Consider the following 16,478-nt stretch of genomic DNA (forward strand, 5'->3'; position numbering starts at 1 on the left):
AGGTCTTTTTTATTTCTTACTTTAATATCTTTGAAATATGAATATCGACAAGATTACCCAACCTTTTATAAAGATTTTTCCGGGAGATTTTTCAGGAAATACCTTACAGAGAAACACACCAAAAGTCCTTTTTTCAACTATCGATCCCGTTGGTTTTGAAAATCCCGAATTAATTATTTTTAACGAAAAACTTTCAGAAGAAATAGGCCTGGGAAAATTTAACGTAAATGACCTTAATTTTTTAGCGGCAAACAATCTGCCTGAAAATATAAAAACTTATGCGACTGCTTATGCAGGTCATCAGTTCGGAAACTGGGCGGGTCAGTTAGGAGACGGTCGTGCAATTCTTGCAGGAGAAATCACTAATGAAAAAGGAGAAAAAAATGAAATTCAGTGGAAAGGAGCAGGTGCAACGCCTTATTCCCGTCATGCAGATGGAAGAGCCGTTTTGAGATCTTCCGTTCGTGAATATCTGATGAGTGAAGCAATGCATCATCTGGGAATTCCTACAACAAGAGCCTTGAGTTTGTCTTTCACGGGCGAAAATGTAGTTCGTGACATGATGTACAGCGGAAATCCTCAGGAAGAAAAAGGCGCAGTAATTATCAGAACGGCTGAAAGTTTTCTTCGTTTTGGTCATTTTGAACTGATGTCTGCACAAAAAGAAATTAATACTTTAATTGACCTCGCCGATTTTAYGATCGAAAATTACTTTAAAGACATTAAATCTGAAGGCGAACAGAAATACAAAGATTTTTTCGGTAAAGTCTGTAAAAGAACTGCTGATTTAATGGTTGAATGGTTCAGAGTTGGCTTCGTACACGGCGTGATGAACACCGATAATATGTCGATTTTAGGATTAACAATCGATTTTGGACCTTACTCAATGATGGATGAGTATGATTTAAATTTCACTCCCAACACAACAGATTTACCCGGAAGAAGATACGCTTTCGGAAAACAGGGGCAAATTTCGCAATGGAATCTGTGGCAGCTTGCCAATGCACTTTTCCCGTTAATAAAAGATGAAAAATTTTTGGAAGAAACTTTAAATTCTTACGGAAATTATTTTTGGGAAAACCACGATAAGATGCTTTGCAGAAAATTCGGTTTTGGTGAATTCAAAAAAGAGGATGAAGAGTTTTTCATCAATTGGCAAGGTCTGATGCAGGAACTTCGGCTTGATTACACTTTATTTTTTAATCTTTTAGAAAAACTGGATGGTATTACAGATATTAAAACAGATTTTCAGAAAATATCTTATGCCTTTTTAGATGATGATAAAGTAAAAAAACTCGAACATTTTATCAAAATTTATTCTCTTCGATTAAAAAACAATAGTATTTCAAAAGAGGAATCTTTAGATTTAATGAAAAAAGCAAACCCAAAATTCCTTCTCAGAAACTATCTTCTTTTTGAATGTATTGAAGAAATCAATAATGGTAAAACAGAATTATTGCAAAAACTCACAAAAGCCTTAAAAAATCCATATGAAGAAATTTTCCCGGAGTTTTCCGTAAAAAGACCTACAGATTATGACGATATTTCCGGATGTTCTATGCTTTCTTGCAGTTCATAACGTAATTTTATGAAAAGTTGTTAATCATAAAAGATTATTTTTATTAATTTTGAAAAAAAATAATTTTAAATGAAAAAACTTCTACTTTCTTTAGGCATTTTATCTTGTATGTCAATGAATGCTCAGACATTATTATCTGAAAACTTTGAAGGAGCTGCTTTCCCTCCAACAGGATGGATCAGATCAAATACCAATGCGAATAGACCTTGGGATTTTACAAATGTCAATTTTACTCCGGCTTCGACTTTAGAAACAACTTTCAAGATTTCAGGTAACAAATCAGCTTGTATAGATTGGATTGATTCAGCGAATACCGGCAGTTTGGTAAGCCCATCATTTAGTTTAGCTACTGCTACCAATCCCACACTTAAATTTAAAGTAAAAGTAGGCTGGTCTTATATGATTGATGATGACGCTGGTGACCTTGTAGCTCAAATTTCTACAAATGGAGGTACAAGCTGGTCAACTCTTTGGGACGAAGATACAGAACCTCTCTTCGGAGATGATGGCGACAACGATCCAGACACAGACCTTTATAATACAGTTAATGTACAAAAAAGTCTTTCTGCTTATAATGGTCAGACAAACGTTCAAATTAGATTCCAATATGTAGGAAATGACGCTGATGCTGTTTCAATAGATGATATTGAAGTTTTAGCCTCAACTTTATCAACCGATGAAGTTTCAAAATCTAAAACAAGCATTTACCCCAACCCTACAAAAGGAGAAATAAATATCAAAACCGATAAAAAAATAAAATCAACAACGGTACTAGATCTATCAGGTAAAGTACTTACAACAGGAAGTTCTGAAAAAGTAAACCTTAGCGCATTTACCAAAGGAACTTACTTGGTAAAAGTAGAGTTTTCTGACGGAAGCAGCAAAACAGAAAAAATCATTAAAAATTAATTAAACATCTTTTTCTAATATTGTAAAGCTCACCTTTTTGGGTGAGTTTTTTATTCTATTTTTGCAAAAACTATAATTAGTGTCATTCAAATCAAAATTTTTAAACTTTTTTAAAATCGTTTTTCCTTCTTCGCTTGTAGAATTAGGATTATTTACGTTCTTTCTTGTTGCATATGGCGCATTTGGAACTTATTTAGCACAACATTATCGTATTATTTTTGACGCCAGAATTCCTTGGGACGGATATTTCAGCTTCGACAATAAAGCCATTGTGATGAGTGGCGGAAGCTTTGAAAGACACCCTTTGTCGTATTATTTTTTTAATTGGATCAAGGAGCTTGCTTTTTATGTCTCTGACGGAAAAACAGGAAGTAATTTCAGGTTAACATTAGCTTGGCTAAGCAACATTACCATCAGCTTAAGCCTGATTCAGATTTATAAATATTTAAAAAACATCACTTTTCTTCCTATCGGATTAAACTTGCTGATTATTGCTTTTTTCAGCATCTTTTCAACTAATATTTTATTATCATTCACGCCGGAAACCTATACATACACACTCTTCTTGCTGGTTTTATTTAATTATTACACTGCAATAAAGTTTAAAAAAGACAAAAAAATTGCCGGTTCTGCTTTGGTTTTGGCAGGAGTTACAGTCGGCGGATTAACCGTTACAAATATTGTTAAAGTTTTCATTCCGGTTGCATTTGAAAAAGATCTTTTTAAAAGCTGGAAAAAATTTGGCAATGCCGTTCTCAGAGTGACACTTACCTGTGCAACATTTATCTTGCTATATCTTTACCGGATCGATTTTAAATACAAAAACATCCTGTCAAAATCGGGAGAACAGTACGAGAAATTTTCTAATGTAAAATCTACCCCGACCTGGGATATGATTTACTCGTATTTCTTTGGCGGGAGCGTGCTTTTTCCAAGCTTTTTTATCCGAGAAAAACACAATATGAAAGGCTTCTACTACAAAGCGCTTTTCATGGATGTCTACACTTCTGTTATTCCTTATTTGTTCATAGGATTGCTTTTAATACTGATTTTGTGGAGTTATTTTAGAAATTTTAAAAATAAATTGGTACAGATCGTAATGCTTTCATTACTTGTAGACGTTTTAATTCATTGCGTTTTCAGATTTGGGCTTCACACCTCATATATTTACGGAGGACACTTTGTTTTTGTTTTTCCGATTATGTTGGGATGGCTCTTTTTTTCTTACAGAAAATCACCCAAAATGACGTCGTTTTTCACAGCTGTAATTGGAGTAATGCTGGTTTACCTACTCTTTAATAATTATATGAGAATGTGGGAATTTTATGATTTTGTCAATCAATTTTACCGATAAAAAAAGGCTGAGAAAAATAATCTCAGCCTTTCATTTTTTATTTTAATTAAATCTTTATTTTGCATCTGCACAGAAAACCCTGTACTGAATTGGCGTTGCAGATTTAAAGTATTCTTTTACCCTTGCCAAATCGCCTGCTGCACTTTGTTTTGTAAAATAACTTCCTGCCAAAATCTTGTAATTTGGTCTTAAAGAAGCATCTGTTTCAACTTTAAGAGTCGGGAATCTTTTTCTGAAATAAGCTTTAATTTCGTTGGCTTCATCATTACTTTTTACAACAGCAATCTGAATTTTAAAACCTAATATTCTGGGATTTCTCCTGCAGATTTCCGCATTGGTCAGTTCACGGCTCGGAACTAATATTTTTGTTGGTTTTGAAGGCGAATCATCATCAATTCCTGAAGAAATTTTTGCGGCTGTTGCCTTTGCACAACGGTCTTCTACTGCATCTAAAGCCTCACTTACACGAGAATCCATGGTAATCGTAAGCTCAGTTCCCGACAAGGTATCTTTCTTTACAACCTGCTGTGCTTCAAGAGTATAAAAACCCATTAAAGAGAATAGCGAAAATATTTTGATTAAATTTTTCATTTAAACTTATTTCCGCAAAGTTATAATAATTTAAAAAATACAGCAAATACAGTTATTTAGAATAGTTACAAATTAAAGCTATATGACATTTTACCTTTTGTTAAAGCCGTTAAATTCTTCTTAAAAATATTATTTTTGCGGGATTGATTACACATTCAATATTTACTAACATAAGACAATTTAAATGATTAGTTGGAGAAAGCATTATAAAAAAGGGCTGATTGCGATAGGTTTATTGCTATCAACGAGTGCTTCAATTTACGGGCAAGACGGCGATCCTAAAAATGGCGAAAAACTTTTTAAGGCAAACTGTACGGCATGTCACGCTTTAGACAAACAAGTTGTAGGACCTGCACTGAAAGGTGTGGTAGAAAGACTTAAAACTGAGCAGGGACTTGACACAGATTGGCTTCACAAGTGGATTAAAGACAATGTTGCACTGAGAGCTTCAGGTGACAAGTATGCAAATGAGGTTTTTGAAAAGCATAATAAAACCGTCATGCAGCAATTTCCGAATCTTTCTGATAAGGATATTGATGATATTTTAGCATACACATCTAATCCTCCTGCTCCGGAACCAGACCCGGCTCCTGCTGCAGGAACAGCAGCTGACACTGCAAATGCTGCACCAGTAAACAATACCACTTCAAGTATTGTAATCATTTCACTTATTGCTATTGCTGGTTTATTGGTTTGGATCTTGGTTAAACTAAGACAGTTAGTAAAACTGGGTCAGTCTGAAGAGCTTACCGGTCTTAACGAAACCAGAGTAAAATCTTTCAGCGAAATCTACGCAAAGTACCACTATATCGGAAAAGGCTTATTGGCTATATTAGCTATTTTAGCAACTTACGGTATCTGGAACTGGATTATGTGGATTGGGGTTTACAAAGGTTATAAGCCTGAACAACCGATCTATTTCTCTCACAAAATTCACGCTGGAGAAAACAAAATCGACTGTCAATTGTGTCACTCAAGTGCTAAATACGGTAAAGTATCTGAAATCCCTTCTATGAACGTTTGTATGAACTGTCACAGAACAATTTCTGAATACAACGGTAAATACATTGAGCCAGGAAAAGACAAAGCATTCTACGATGGAGAAATCCAGAAAATTTATGCTGCAACAGGATGGGATGCTGAAAAACAACAGTATACCGGAAAAACAACTCCTGTAGAATGGACAAGAATCCACAACATGCCGGATTTCGTGTACTTCAACCACTCTCAGCACGTAGTAGCAGGTGAAAAGGCGATCATCAATTCATTCAACAAGAAAAATCCGGACAACAAAATCGACGTAGTTTGTAAAGCTTGTCACGGAAAAATCGATACAATGAACGTTGTACAAATGGCAAACGATTTCACTATGGGATGGTGTATCGAATGTCACAGAACAACCGAAATTGATATGAACAACGGTTATAATAAAGAATACTTCAAAAATCTACACGAAAAGCTTAAAAAGCAATACCCTAAAGATGGCGGTAAGATTACTGTAGATGCAATTGGAGGTCTTGAGTGTGGTAAATGTCATTATTAATAACTAAAAAATTAGAAGTATAAATGGCTTCAAACAAAATACAATTTAGAAGTATTCACGAACTTAAAGACCCTGCCCTAAACGGTAAGCTGGCTCTTAAAGAGTTCCAAGAAGAAATTCCGGTAGAAGATTTCATAGAAGGTGCCGAAAAAACTGACGGTACATCCAGAAGCGGAGATTTAGGTAAAACTAATGCAAGAGCTCAGGCGGCAGTACTTTCACTTTATGATAATGATAAAGTAAAGCAGCCTAAACTTGACGGTAAAGACGAAACTTTCGATAAAGTAGATGATTTCGTTTTAAAAGGATTAAATGAAGCTCAGTCTGCAGGTAAAAAGATTGTTCTTTTATCTCAGTCTTTCGCTTCACCTACATTCAAAAAATTATTTTCTGAATTTAAAGCAAAATATCCTACCGCTGAATTAGTAACTTATGATGCTTTTCCTCACTCTGCAGCTTTAGATGCAGCTCAGGAAGTTTTCGGACAAAGAGCATTACCGGTTTATGATCTTAAAGGATCTGAATTGGTGGTTGCATTCCAGGCTGATTTCTTAGGAGACTATAACGCTGCAAGCTTAGAAACTTCTTATGCTGTGGCAAGAGTTCCGGGACCAAACATGTTGAGACACATTCAGGTTGAATCTAATATGTCTTTAACAGGTGCAAACTCTGACTCAAGATACAGATTAAAGCCAAGTGATGTAAACAAAGCTTTGGTGGAAGTTTACAACGCTATCGTTACAGGATCTGCACCAACTACTAAAGTGGCTACAGAAATTGTAAAAGAATTGCAGGCTAAAGGAAGCAAGGCAGTTGTTTTAGCTGATGGTTCTAAAGCGGCACAGGTTTTAGCACACTTAATTAACCAAAAATTAGGTTCAGTTGCTTTCACAGGTAAAGCAAACTTCTTAAAAGAATTTGATAAAGCAAGATATCAGGAATTTTTAGGTTGGGTAAATGCAGGACAGGTCGGTGTATTGATTACTAACAACGTTGACCCGATTTATTCTAACAACAAAGGTCAGGATTTCAAAAAATCTTTGGCTAAAGTTCCTTATGTAATTGCAGTTACAGATAAGAAAAACGAAATGTATAAAGCAGCGAAAGCTGTAATTCCGGTAGCGAATTGGCTAGAATCTTGGGGTGATATGGAACCTCAGACCGGAGTTTATACATTGATGCAGCCAACTATCCAAAAAATTTACAAGTCAAGACAGATCGAAGAATCTTTATTGGTTTGGAAAAATGGTAAAAACAATGCTGCAAACAATTATTACGATTACTTAAAAGCTAATGCAGCTTCTATTTTAGGAGGAACATCATTCAACAAAGCATTATACAATGGTATTGTAGCTTCTGCTAATGCAACTACTTTATCTTATGCTGGTGGAAACGGTGCTCAAGCTGTTGCAGAATTAGGTAATTTTAAAGCTTCAGATTTAGAATTAGTATTGTATACAAAGACTTCTATCGGAGACGGAACTCAGGCAAACAACCCTTGGTTGCAGGAATTACCGGATCCTATTACAAGAATGTCTTGGGATAACTACTTGACAATTTCTACTAAAGATGCTGAAAGATTAGGAATAGAAAACAGCCTTAATGCAAGAATGCAGTTAGACGGTTCTCTTGTAAATCTTACAGTAAACGGTATAAAAATAGAAAACGTACCTGTATTCATCCAGCCGGGTCAGGCAGACGGATCTGTCGGTTTAGCTTTAGGATACGGTAAAAAAGATTCTGGAAAAACTGCAGATACCGGGGTAAATGCTTATCCTTTATTTGATGGTTCAAACCTGGTTATTTCAAATGTTTCAATTGAGAAAACAGGAGAAGAGCACGAGTTTGCAGGAGTTCAGCTTCAGAATACACTGATGGGACGTTACGAAATTGCAAAAGAAGTACCTTTGGCGCAATTTATTAATGTACCTTTCGATGATGAACATAGCGGATGGAATAAGCCTTTGGAATATCATACAATAAGCGGAGCTCTTCCGGCAGGTAAAATTGACCTTTGGGATGCTTTTGATGATACAGATGGTCCTCACTTCAACTTATCAGTAGACTTAAACTCTTGTACGGGTTGTGGAGCTTGTATTATTGCTTGTCAGGCAGAAAACAACGTTCCTGTAGTTGGTAAAGAAGAGATCAGAATGTCGAGAGATATGTTCTGGTTGAGAATTGACCGTTATTATTCATCTGAGCAAAAAGTTACTGTTTATGATGGTCTTAAACAAGGAATGGCAGTACCTGAGCTTTACGGAAGTAGTGTATTAGGTATTGATGGAGCATTAGAAAACCCAGCAGAAAATCCAGATGTAATCTTCCAGCCGGTAATGTGTCAACACTGTAACCATGCTCCGTGTGAAACTGTTTGTCCGGTAGCGGCAACTTCTCACAGTAAGCAAGGACAAAACCACATGGCTTACAACAGATGTATCGGTACAAGATATTGTGCAAACAACTGTCCTTACAAAGTAAGAAGATTCAACTGGTTTACCTATAACCTGAATGACAAGTTCGATTTCAACATGAATAACGATCTTGGAAGAATGGTTCTTAACCCGGATGTTGTTGTAAGAACAAGAGGGGTTATGGAGAAATGTTCTATGTGTATCCAGGAAACTCAGGCTACAATCTTAAATGCTAAGAGAGAAAACAGAAAAGTAACAGACGCAGAGTTCCAAAACTCTTGTGCTTGTGCAGCAGCATGTTCTACTGGAGCAATGCAGTTTGGAGATATGAATGACAAAGAATCTGCAGTTAGAAAACTATATTCTAGCAACAGAAGATATCATTTACTTGAAGAGATAGGCACTAAACCAAACGTGTTCTATCACACTAAAGTAAGAAACAGAGTAGAAAAATAAAGTTTAAATAATAAATAGGTAAAAAATGTCAGGACATTACGAAGCTCCGATAAGGGAACCTCTGATTATTGGTCACAAAACTTATCACGATATCACAGAAGATATTGCACGACCTATCGAAGAAAGAGCAGGTAAATTATGGTGGATTTCATTGTATGCAGCCTTAGTTCTTTTCATCTATGGATTTGGCTGTATCGCTTACACGATCGGAACAGGTATTGGAGCATGGGGGCTTAACAGAACTATTAACTGGGGTTGGGATATTACCAACTTCGTATGGTGGGTAGGTATCGGTCACGCCGGAACCTTAATCTCAGCGGTATTATTATTATTTAGACAGAGATGGAGAATGTCTGTAAACAGATCTGCAGAGGCGATGACGATCTTTGCGGTTGTACAGGCAGCAATCTTCCCGGTAATTCACATGGGTAGAGTGTGGGTAGGATATTGGGTATTCCCTTTACCAAACCAGTTCGGTTCTCTTTGGGGGAACTTCAACTCTCCTCTACTTTGGGACGTATTTGCAATTTCTACGTATTTCTCAGTATCAACAGTATTCTGGTTCATGGGTCTTATCCCTGACTTTGCAATGATCAGAGATAGAGCAAAAACTCCTTGGACTAAGAAAATTTATACATTCCTTGCATTCGGTTGGGGTGGTAAAGCAAAACACTGGCAAAGATTCGAAGAACTTTCTTTGGTTCTTGCAGGTTTGGCAACTCCGCTTGTATTCTCAGTACACACTACCGTATCTTTTGACTTCGCAACTTCGGTTATTAAAGGATGGCACTCTACAATCTACCCTCCTTATTTCGTTGCCGGTGCGATCTTCTCAGGATTTGCAATGGTACAGACCCTATTGTTGGTTGCAAGAAAAGTTTGTCACCTTGAAGATTACATCACTATGTATCATATCGAAATTATGAACATCGTAATCATCTTAACTGGTGGTATGGTAACTGTAGCTTACGCAACTGAATATTTCATCGGATGGTATTCTGGTTCAAGATATGAAGACTTTACTTATCTTTCTCCGGGTGCTGCTGTTGGACCTTACTGGTGGGCATTCTGGTCATTGATTATCTGTAACCTTGTAGTTCCTGCTTCATTCTGGTTCAAAAAACTTAGAACGAATATTATCTGGACGTTCATCGTTGCATTAATCATCAACATCGGTATGTGGTTTGAGCGTTTCGATATCATCGTAATTAACCTTTCAAGAGACTACTTGCCTGGTTCATGGACGATGTTTAAACCAACAATCATTGACGTGGGTGTATATTTAGGAACAATCGGATTCTTCTCTGTATTATTCTTATTATATGCAAGAACATTCCCTGTAATTGCACAGGCCGAATTAAAATCGATTTTGAAAATCTCAGGTGAAACTTATAAAGCAAAAGAAGGAGATGAGCACCACTAAAATTGTATACGGACTTTATGCTGACGACGACGATTTGATGAACGGCGTTAAAGCATTCAACGATAAAGGAATCGCGATAAACGAAGTGTATACTCCGTTTCCGGTTCACGGACTTGACAAAGCTTTAGGTTTAAAGAAAACAAGAATTTCTGATGCTGCTTTTATTTATGCTTTATACGGTGTGAGTATCGGTGCTACAGTTACCTGGTACGTAATGAACCATGACTGGCCTCAGAATATCGGTGGTAAACCGGCTTTCGACTGGGCACACAATATGCCTGCATTCGTAGTTCCAATGTTTGAATTAATGGTATTCTGTGCAGCACACATGATGTCTTTAACTTTCCTAGTTAGAAACAAAATGTATCCGGGTGCTCCGGCTCAGAACCCTGATCCGAGAACTACAGATGATAAATTCCTTATGGAGTTTGTAACTGAAGATGTAGAATCTGTAAAACAGTTGCTGATAGAAACAGGAGTAGAAGAAATAACCGTTAAAGATGCTTAAAATGAAGAAAAATATTTTAAAAATTACAGCGGTTTTAGGTTTAACTACAGTTTTACTTAATTCTTGCGGACCGAATGAAAATGCACCTCTAGTTTATTTTCCGGATATGTATTTCCCAGTGGCATACGATCCGTTGATGAAAGCTCAGGATGCCTATTCAGATCATGAAAATGAAATCCCTGCATTTGTAAAAAACAACGGTGCAACTGGTCTTTCTCCTGTAGAAGGATCGGTAGCTCAAAATAAAGACGGCATTTTTGAAGAAGATAAACTTCCTAAAACTCCGGACGAATATAACGCAGGCTACGATGCTTCGAAAGCAATAACTGCTTCTCCGCTTAATGCAGCTAATGCAGCTAAAGATATAGAAAGAGGTAAAATGCTTTTTGATCGTACTTGCTCGGCTTGTCATGGTACAGGCGGTGACGGACAAGGACCGATCGTACAAAGCGGAGCTTATTCTGGTGTACCAAATTATGCAGACAGAGAAATCACTGTAGGATCTGTACATTATGTATTAACAAATGGTAGAAACGCGATGGGTTCTTATGCAGGACAGCTAAACCCTGGAGACAGATGGAGAGTGGCAATGTATGTAATGAGCGCTTTCAAGAAAAGCGCAGCTCCGGCTCCCGCAGCAGCGACAGCAACAACTGAGACTACCGAAACTAAAAAATAAGAAAAGAAATGTATAGTTTTTCACCAAAATTAAAATCAACTTCTATTATCCTTCTTGTTGTAGGTTTAGTTTTATTTGCTGCAGGTTTCTTTTTAAATAAAGGAATTACTACAGAAAAAATAGAACACATGATGGAAGCAGTTCATGCTGCAGGTCATGATGCTCCTACACACTCAAGCGAAATGGTAGGACCTCAGGATCATGCTGCTCATTTAGAGCACGCAGAAATGCAGGTTCACAATCAGCCATTAGCTTCAATTCATTTTGTAGCAGTATTTTTCTTCGGAGTAAGCTGTTGTGTATTGTTTTTCTACTGTATTCAGCACGCCGCTCACGCAGGTTGGCCAATTATTATCACCAGAGTGATGGAAGCTATTGCTTCTTACATTCCTTGGGGTGGTGCTATTTTAGTGATCTTAATGATTCTTAACATCACGCACAACGGTCACCTTTTCCATTGGATGGATCCGGAATTAACAAAAGAAGGATCTGCACACTTCGATGTCATCTTATTTGAAAAGAAAATATTCTTAAATATTCCTTTCTACGCAGTAAGAACTTTAATTTATGTAATCGGAGCTTCATTCTTTGCATGGAAATTAAAAGCTCAGTCTAAAAAAGTAGATGATACAAAATCTTTGGTTGAGTATCAGTACCTTTACAGATGGGCAGTAGGATATATCGCTTTCTTTGGGTTTGCTTCTGCAGCTTGGGCTTGGGATTGGTTAATGTCTATTGATCCTCACTGGTATTCTACAATGTATATTTGGTATTCAATGGTGAGCTGCCTTTCAAGTGGTATTGCGGTAATTATTTTATTGAGTGTTTATCTTAAGAAAAATGGTTTCTTACCACAGTTCAACGACAATCACTTACACGATTTAGGAGTTTTCCTTTTCGCTACAAGTATGCTTTGGACGTACACTTGGTTTGCACAGTTCATGTTATATTGGTATGCAAACATCCCGGAAGAGGTAAATTATTTCTTCGGAAGATTTCAGCACTACTCTCCTACTTTCTTGCCTATGCTTATTATTAACTTCTTATTGCCATTATTGGTATTGGTAAGCAGCAGCATCAAGAGAAACTATAAAGTAGTAACTACAATGGCGGTTGTGGTAATCTTAGGTCACATCTTAGATTATTTCAACATGGTAATGCCGGGAACAGTAGGACCTTACTGGAACACTCCTGAAGTTCTGTTGTTAGTATTGGGTGCTATCCTATTCGTAGCCGGATTATTTATGTTTACTGTGCTTTCAGCATTATCTAAACTAAAACTGATTCCTACAGGTAACCCTTACTTACACGAATCTGAAATTTACGAGTATCCTTTCTAAGGACTTGTAACAAAATAAATTTTAAAAAGACTGATTTCAATAATCAGTCTTTTTTTTGCATTAAAGCTAATTTTTAAAGTACAAAGGCAACCTTTTTAGAAATATGCTGTCTTAATAATAGACTTAAACCTAATTTTTTTAAACTAAATAAAAACTATGAAAAAAACTTACCTTTTAAACTTTCTGTTCATCATTCTGTTTAATTTATTTAATGCGCAGCACATCAGTTTCATTTCTGAAAAAACAGGACAGCCATTACCAAAAGTAGTCGTATTCGGAAAAGACGGAAATATTCTGGCAACATCAGACATCGACGGGAAAATTGAAAAATCGGTTCTTTCTCAGGAGCAGGAACAATTTCAGTTGGTGTACGACAACATTTCTATCGCAAAACTTTCATTTAACGAAATCAATAAAGATGTTGTAAAACTGAATGACAGAGTAAAAGATATTGAAGCGGTGGTTATTAAAAACAGTAAACCTGCAAAATATGTCTTTGTAAAAGGCAACTTTAATGCTTATCTTACAGTAAACGGTAAACTGAATTGCTATATGGACGGGATTGCAACTTATGTATTTGATAATAAAACTAAGAAACTGAAAAGCAAAAACATTGAGCAATACAGAGTTTTCAGATTAGAAAATCCGTCAACCGACAGAAAACAAACCGGACTTTTAGACTACAATGCATTTTTAGATCTTCCGCAACTTCCGAATGTGGGAAATATTGACGAATACAAAAACAGAAGAGCAACAATCAAAGAACTAAAGGGAAAAACAAAAGACGAAATAGAAATCAGCGGAACTGCTTTACAGGAAAAAGAAATGGCTCTTTTTGGTTACAGACTTTATGATATCAAAGCATTAATCAATCATTCTTACGAAAAAGATTCTAAAAAAGATTTGAGAGATTTCTTAGAATCAAACGAGATTGGCTACATTAAATTTAAGCATAAAAGCGAGCCGGATTATAACCAGCTTATTTCTTACAAAAACTTTTACCCTACAGAATTAGACTTCCGTGACGACAATGATGTGGAAGGAAAAGTTAAACTAAATAAAAACAACAGCAACTATTCTTCAAACTATTGGCAAGAAGCTTCTTTTCCAAATATGCAGGCAATTTTCTCTTCATTTTTTAAAGAAGATTTAAAAGAAAAAGAAAACAAAAAATAAAAAATCAGTTTTAATAAAGGTTTTACTAAATTTGCCATAAACCATAATTAAAATGAAAAAGTTTTCTTTGCTACTCATCTTCAGCCTCTTGCTATTTACAGCGATCAGGTTGCTCAACAAAACGGGATCGAATGGGCAAGTACAGCTCCGCCATCTTTAGGTGAAATGAATATCTTCGGAGACGAAACTGCTAAAGAAAGCGATCCGAATGACGTAAGAGCAAGCTCACTTAGCATTCTTACTCAACTTTCAGGAGACACCGGAAACGGTCCAACTGCAATGCAGATCGTTCCAAGATTAGTCGATAATGCAGGAAATCCCATTACATTTACAGGTGCTGCACTGGAAACAACTTTAGAAGTTTTCAGCAACGGCGTAAAGCTTTCTACAGCTAAAAACTTAATGCAGGATAACAACTTTAAAGGTTTTCATCTTAAGTTTTCATCATTATTGGCTTCAAAAATTGTCGACAATAAAATTGACATAACTGTTTCAGTAAAGACGACGGCGAAAACATTTAAAATGTCTAAAATTGGTTTGGATGTAAATCCTTCAGCTTTAAAAGTTCCTGAAGTACCAAAAACCGATTCTACAATGATCGATCAGGATCCCAATGCAGTTATTGACCCGAATAACCCGACTGTGCCAACAACAGGAACAGATCCGGGAACGGTTCCGGCTCAGCCAAAGCAGCCGACTTCAGATCCAAAAGCGACGGTAAGCAAGTTTTTAAATAATGTAAGCTCTCAAAATTTAAAGGCGGCTTTCGATGCATCAAGCAACCCAAGTTGGGGATCTTACGAATCGTTTTCAAACCCTACTTCAGGTTTTGGAGCCGTAAAAAATGTAAGCGTTAAAAATATTTCCACAAATGCGACAGGTACTAATGCATCAAGTGTAAATGCAACTTATGATGTTACCGATAAAAACGGAAGAACGACCTCTTTAAAAGTTACTTTCGGTCTTAAAAACGTAAACGGAGAGTGGAAAATCTCAAGTTATAAGATCAATCCTTAAAATATGGCATCTCAGGAACTTATCAAAAAACTGGAAGAAACCATAGAAAATATTCCTGATTTTCCGATTCCGGGAATTCAGTTTAAAGATATTTCTCCGATTTTTCTTGCCCCTAAACTGTATGAAGAAGTAATCGAAGATCTGGTAAAATTCAGCAAAGGARAAGTAGATGCAGTCTGCGGAATTGAAAGCCGGGGTTATCTTTTCGGGATTGCGATCGCAGTCGCTTTGGAAGTTCCGTTTATTTTGATCAGGAAAAAAGGAAAACTTCCGCCACCAGTTATATCAGAAAAATATGATCTGGAATACGGAAGCGCAGAAATAGAAACACGGGAAGGACAGATAAAAAAAGGACAGCGAATTTTAATTCACGACGATCTTTTGGCAACCGGCGGAACAACAGAAGCCGCAGCAAAACTGGTAGAAAAACAAGGCGCAAAAGTCGTTCAGTTTAGTTTTTTAATCGGCTTAAAAGATTTGAAAGGAGACGAAAAACTCAGAAAATTTAACGCTGAAATTTATCACACGTTAGAATATTAAAATTCTTATAAATTTAAAAACTTTGTGTTCTTAGCTGAGTGAAACGCCTTTGCGAACTTAAAAACACTCAACAATTAAAAAATCTTTGCGAACTTTGCGTTAAAAGATTGAGTACAAAAATTACAAAAAATTAATTAAACAGAAAGGAAATTAAAAATCATTTGAGAATAACTGCAAAGTATTTTGTAAATCACTCAGAAACAATTAAATTTGCAGTTCAATTTTTTAAGAATTTATGGCAAAATTGGGAAAAAATGCTCCGAATGAGCAAGAAGGTAAAGAAACAGTGGAATTCTTTAAAGACCTTGACAGAGAGGCTTTAAACACAGAAAGATTCCTGGAAAAATATCAAAAACCATTGAGCATTGCTTTCGGGGTTTTAGTTTTAGGAGTTTTAGGCTTTTTCGGATACCAGCAATTTGTGGTAGCTCCAAAGAATGCTGAAGCCGTAAAAACTTATTTGGCTGCACAAAAAAACCTTACAGAAGGTAAAGATAAAGAAGCTTTAGGCGGAAAATCTGCAGCTAATCCTGGGTTTTTAGGAACCTATAACGAATATTCTTCTACTAAAGTGGGTAAACTTTCTGCTTACAATGCAGGTTTATTAAAGCTTAAAGAAGGAAAATATCAGGAAGCTTTTGATCTTTTAGACAAATTTTCTTCAGATAACAAAACATTGGTAGCAATGAAGTTTGGTGCGATGGCAGATGCAAAATCTGGTCTTAATAAAAACGACGAGGCTTTAGCATTATTAGACAAAGCAGCTTCAGCTTCTGATGATCCTTACACTTCTTATTATTTCACAAGAAAAGCAGGGATCGTAGCTTTAGGAATGAAAAAAAATGCAGAGGCTAAAAAATACTTTGCAACCATCGACGAAAAATATCAGGATTACGACAACGGAATGTCTGATTCTTATATCGAAATGACTAAATATTTAAATTAAAAC

General features: G+C 36.2%; 14 protein-coding genes. 13 read left to right on the plus strand and 1 reads right to left on the minus strand.

All coding sequences use genetic code 11. The annotated features are described in order from the left end of the window. Positions 1-37 precede the first annotated feature (37 nt). The 3 genes from AB4Y90_RS01775 (at position 38) to AB4Y90_RS01785 (ending at position 3,842) form a co-directional block, all read left to right on the plus strand. Positions 38-1,579 (plus strand): protein adenylyltransferase SelO, encoded by a 1,542-nt coding sequence (locus AB4Y90_RS01775; protein ID WP_441555531.1) that lies wholly within the window; start codon positions 38-40, stop codon positions 1,577-1,579. Positions 1,580-1,648: 69 nt separating this feature from the next. Further along, entirely contained in the window at positions 1,649-2,488 is an 840-nt protein-coding gene (locus tag AB4Y90_RS01780) for a T9SS type A sorting domain-containing protein (RefSeq protein ID WP_441555532.1), read from the plus strand. Positions 2,489-2,567: 79 nt separating this feature from the next. Continuing rightward, entirely contained in the window at positions 2,568-3,842 is a 1,275-nt protein-coding gene (locus AB4Y90_RS01785; RefSeq protein ID WP_441555534.1) for a DUF6080 domain-containing protein, read from the plus strand. A 54-nt stretch (positions 3,843-3,896) separates the two neighbouring features. On the opposite strand, the gene AB4Y90_RS01790 is transcribed toward AB4Y90_RS01785, so the two are convergent. Next, positions 3,897-4,433, minus strand: coding sequence for an SPOR domain-containing protein (locus tag AB4Y90_RS01790; RefSeq protein ID WP_441555536.1), 537 nt, complete (start codon positions 4,431-4,433; stop codon positions 3,897-3,899). Positions 4,434-4,617: 184 nt separating this feature from the next. On the opposite strand from AB4Y90_RS01790, the gene AB4Y90_RS01795 reads away from it, so the two are divergent. The 10 genes from AB4Y90_RS01795 to AB4Y90_RS01840 all read left to right on the plus strand — a co-directional run bounded on the left by AB4Y90_RS01795 (position 4,618) and on the right by AB4Y90_RS01840 (position 16,475). Beyond that, on the plus strand, positions 4,618-5,976 hold the full coding sequence (locus tag AB4Y90_RS01795) for a c-type cytochrome (RefSeq protein ID WP_441555537.1): 1,359 nt from the start codon (positions 4,618-4,620) through the stop codon (positions 5,974-5,976). Between the two features lie 23 nt (positions 5,977-5,999). Then, on the plus strand, positions 6,000-8,846 hold the full coding sequence (locus AB4Y90_RS01800; RefSeq protein ID WP_441555539.1) for a 4Fe-4S dicluster domain-containing protein: 2,847 nt from the start codon (positions 6,000-6,002) through the stop codon (positions 8,844-8,846). 25 nt (positions 8,847-8,871) lie between these two features. Continuing rightward, a complete protein-coding gene (gene nrfD / locus AB4Y90_RS01805) occupies positions 8,872-10,269 on the plus strand; it encodes an NrfD/PsrC family molybdoenzyme membrane anchor subunit (RefSeq protein WP_441555541.1) in 1,398 nt (465 codons plus the stop codon). Beyond that, entirely contained in the window at positions 10,256-10,777 is a 522-nt protein-coding gene (locus AB4Y90_RS01810; RefSeq protein WP_034677736.1) for a DUF3341 domain-containing protein, read from the plus strand. Before nrfD ends, AB4Y90_RS01810 begins: the two co-directional genes overlap by 14 nt. Further along, entirely contained in the window at positions 10,770-11,456 is a 687-nt protein-coding gene (locus tag AB4Y90_RS01815; protein ID WP_441555543.1) for a c-type cytochrome, read from the plus strand. Before AB4Y90_RS01810 ends, AB4Y90_RS01815 begins: the two co-directional genes overlap by 8 nt. 8 nt (positions 11,457-11,464) lie before the next feature. Further along, the gene (locus AB4Y90_RS01820; protein ID WP_441555545.1) at positions 11,465-12,796 is read left to right on the plus strand and encodes a quinol:cytochrome C oxidoreductase; all 1,332 of its coding nucleotides are present in this window, start codon (positions 11,465-11,467) and stop codon (positions 12,794-12,796) included. Positions 12,797-12,952: 156 nt separating this feature from the next. Next, positions 12,953-13,972, plus strand: a complete 1,020-nt coding sequence (locus AB4Y90_RS01825; RefSeq protein ID WP_441555547.1) for a hypothetical protein — start codon at positions 12,953-12,955, stop codon at positions 13,970-13,972. A gap of 165 nt (positions 13,973-14,137) precedes the next feature. Further along, entirely contained in the window at positions 14,138-14,989 is an 852-nt protein-coding gene (locus tag AB4Y90_RS01830) for a hypothetical protein (RefSeq protein WP_441555548.1), read from the plus strand. A 3-nt stretch (positions 14,990-14,992) separates the two neighbouring features. Then, positions 14,993-15,529: an adenine phosphoribosyltransferase gene (locus AB4Y90_RS01835; protein ID WP_441555549.1), complete on the plus strand. Its 537-nt coding sequence runs from the start codon at positions 14,993-14,995 to the stop codon at positions 15,527-15,529. A 235-nt stretch (positions 15,530-15,764) separates the two neighbouring features. Then, a complete protein-coding gene (locus AB4Y90_RS01840; protein WP_441555550.1) occupies positions 15,765-16,475 on the plus strand; it encodes a tetratricopeptide repeat protein in 711 nt (236 codons plus the stop codon). The last annotated feature ends 3 nt before the right edge of the window (positions 16,476-16,478 follow it).

The sequence above is a fragment of the Chryseobacterium sp. 2TAF14 genome (assembly GCF_052115105.1).
Taxonomy (GTDB): Bacteria; Bacteroidota; Bacteroidia; order Flavobacteriales; family Weeksellaceae; genus Chryseobacterium.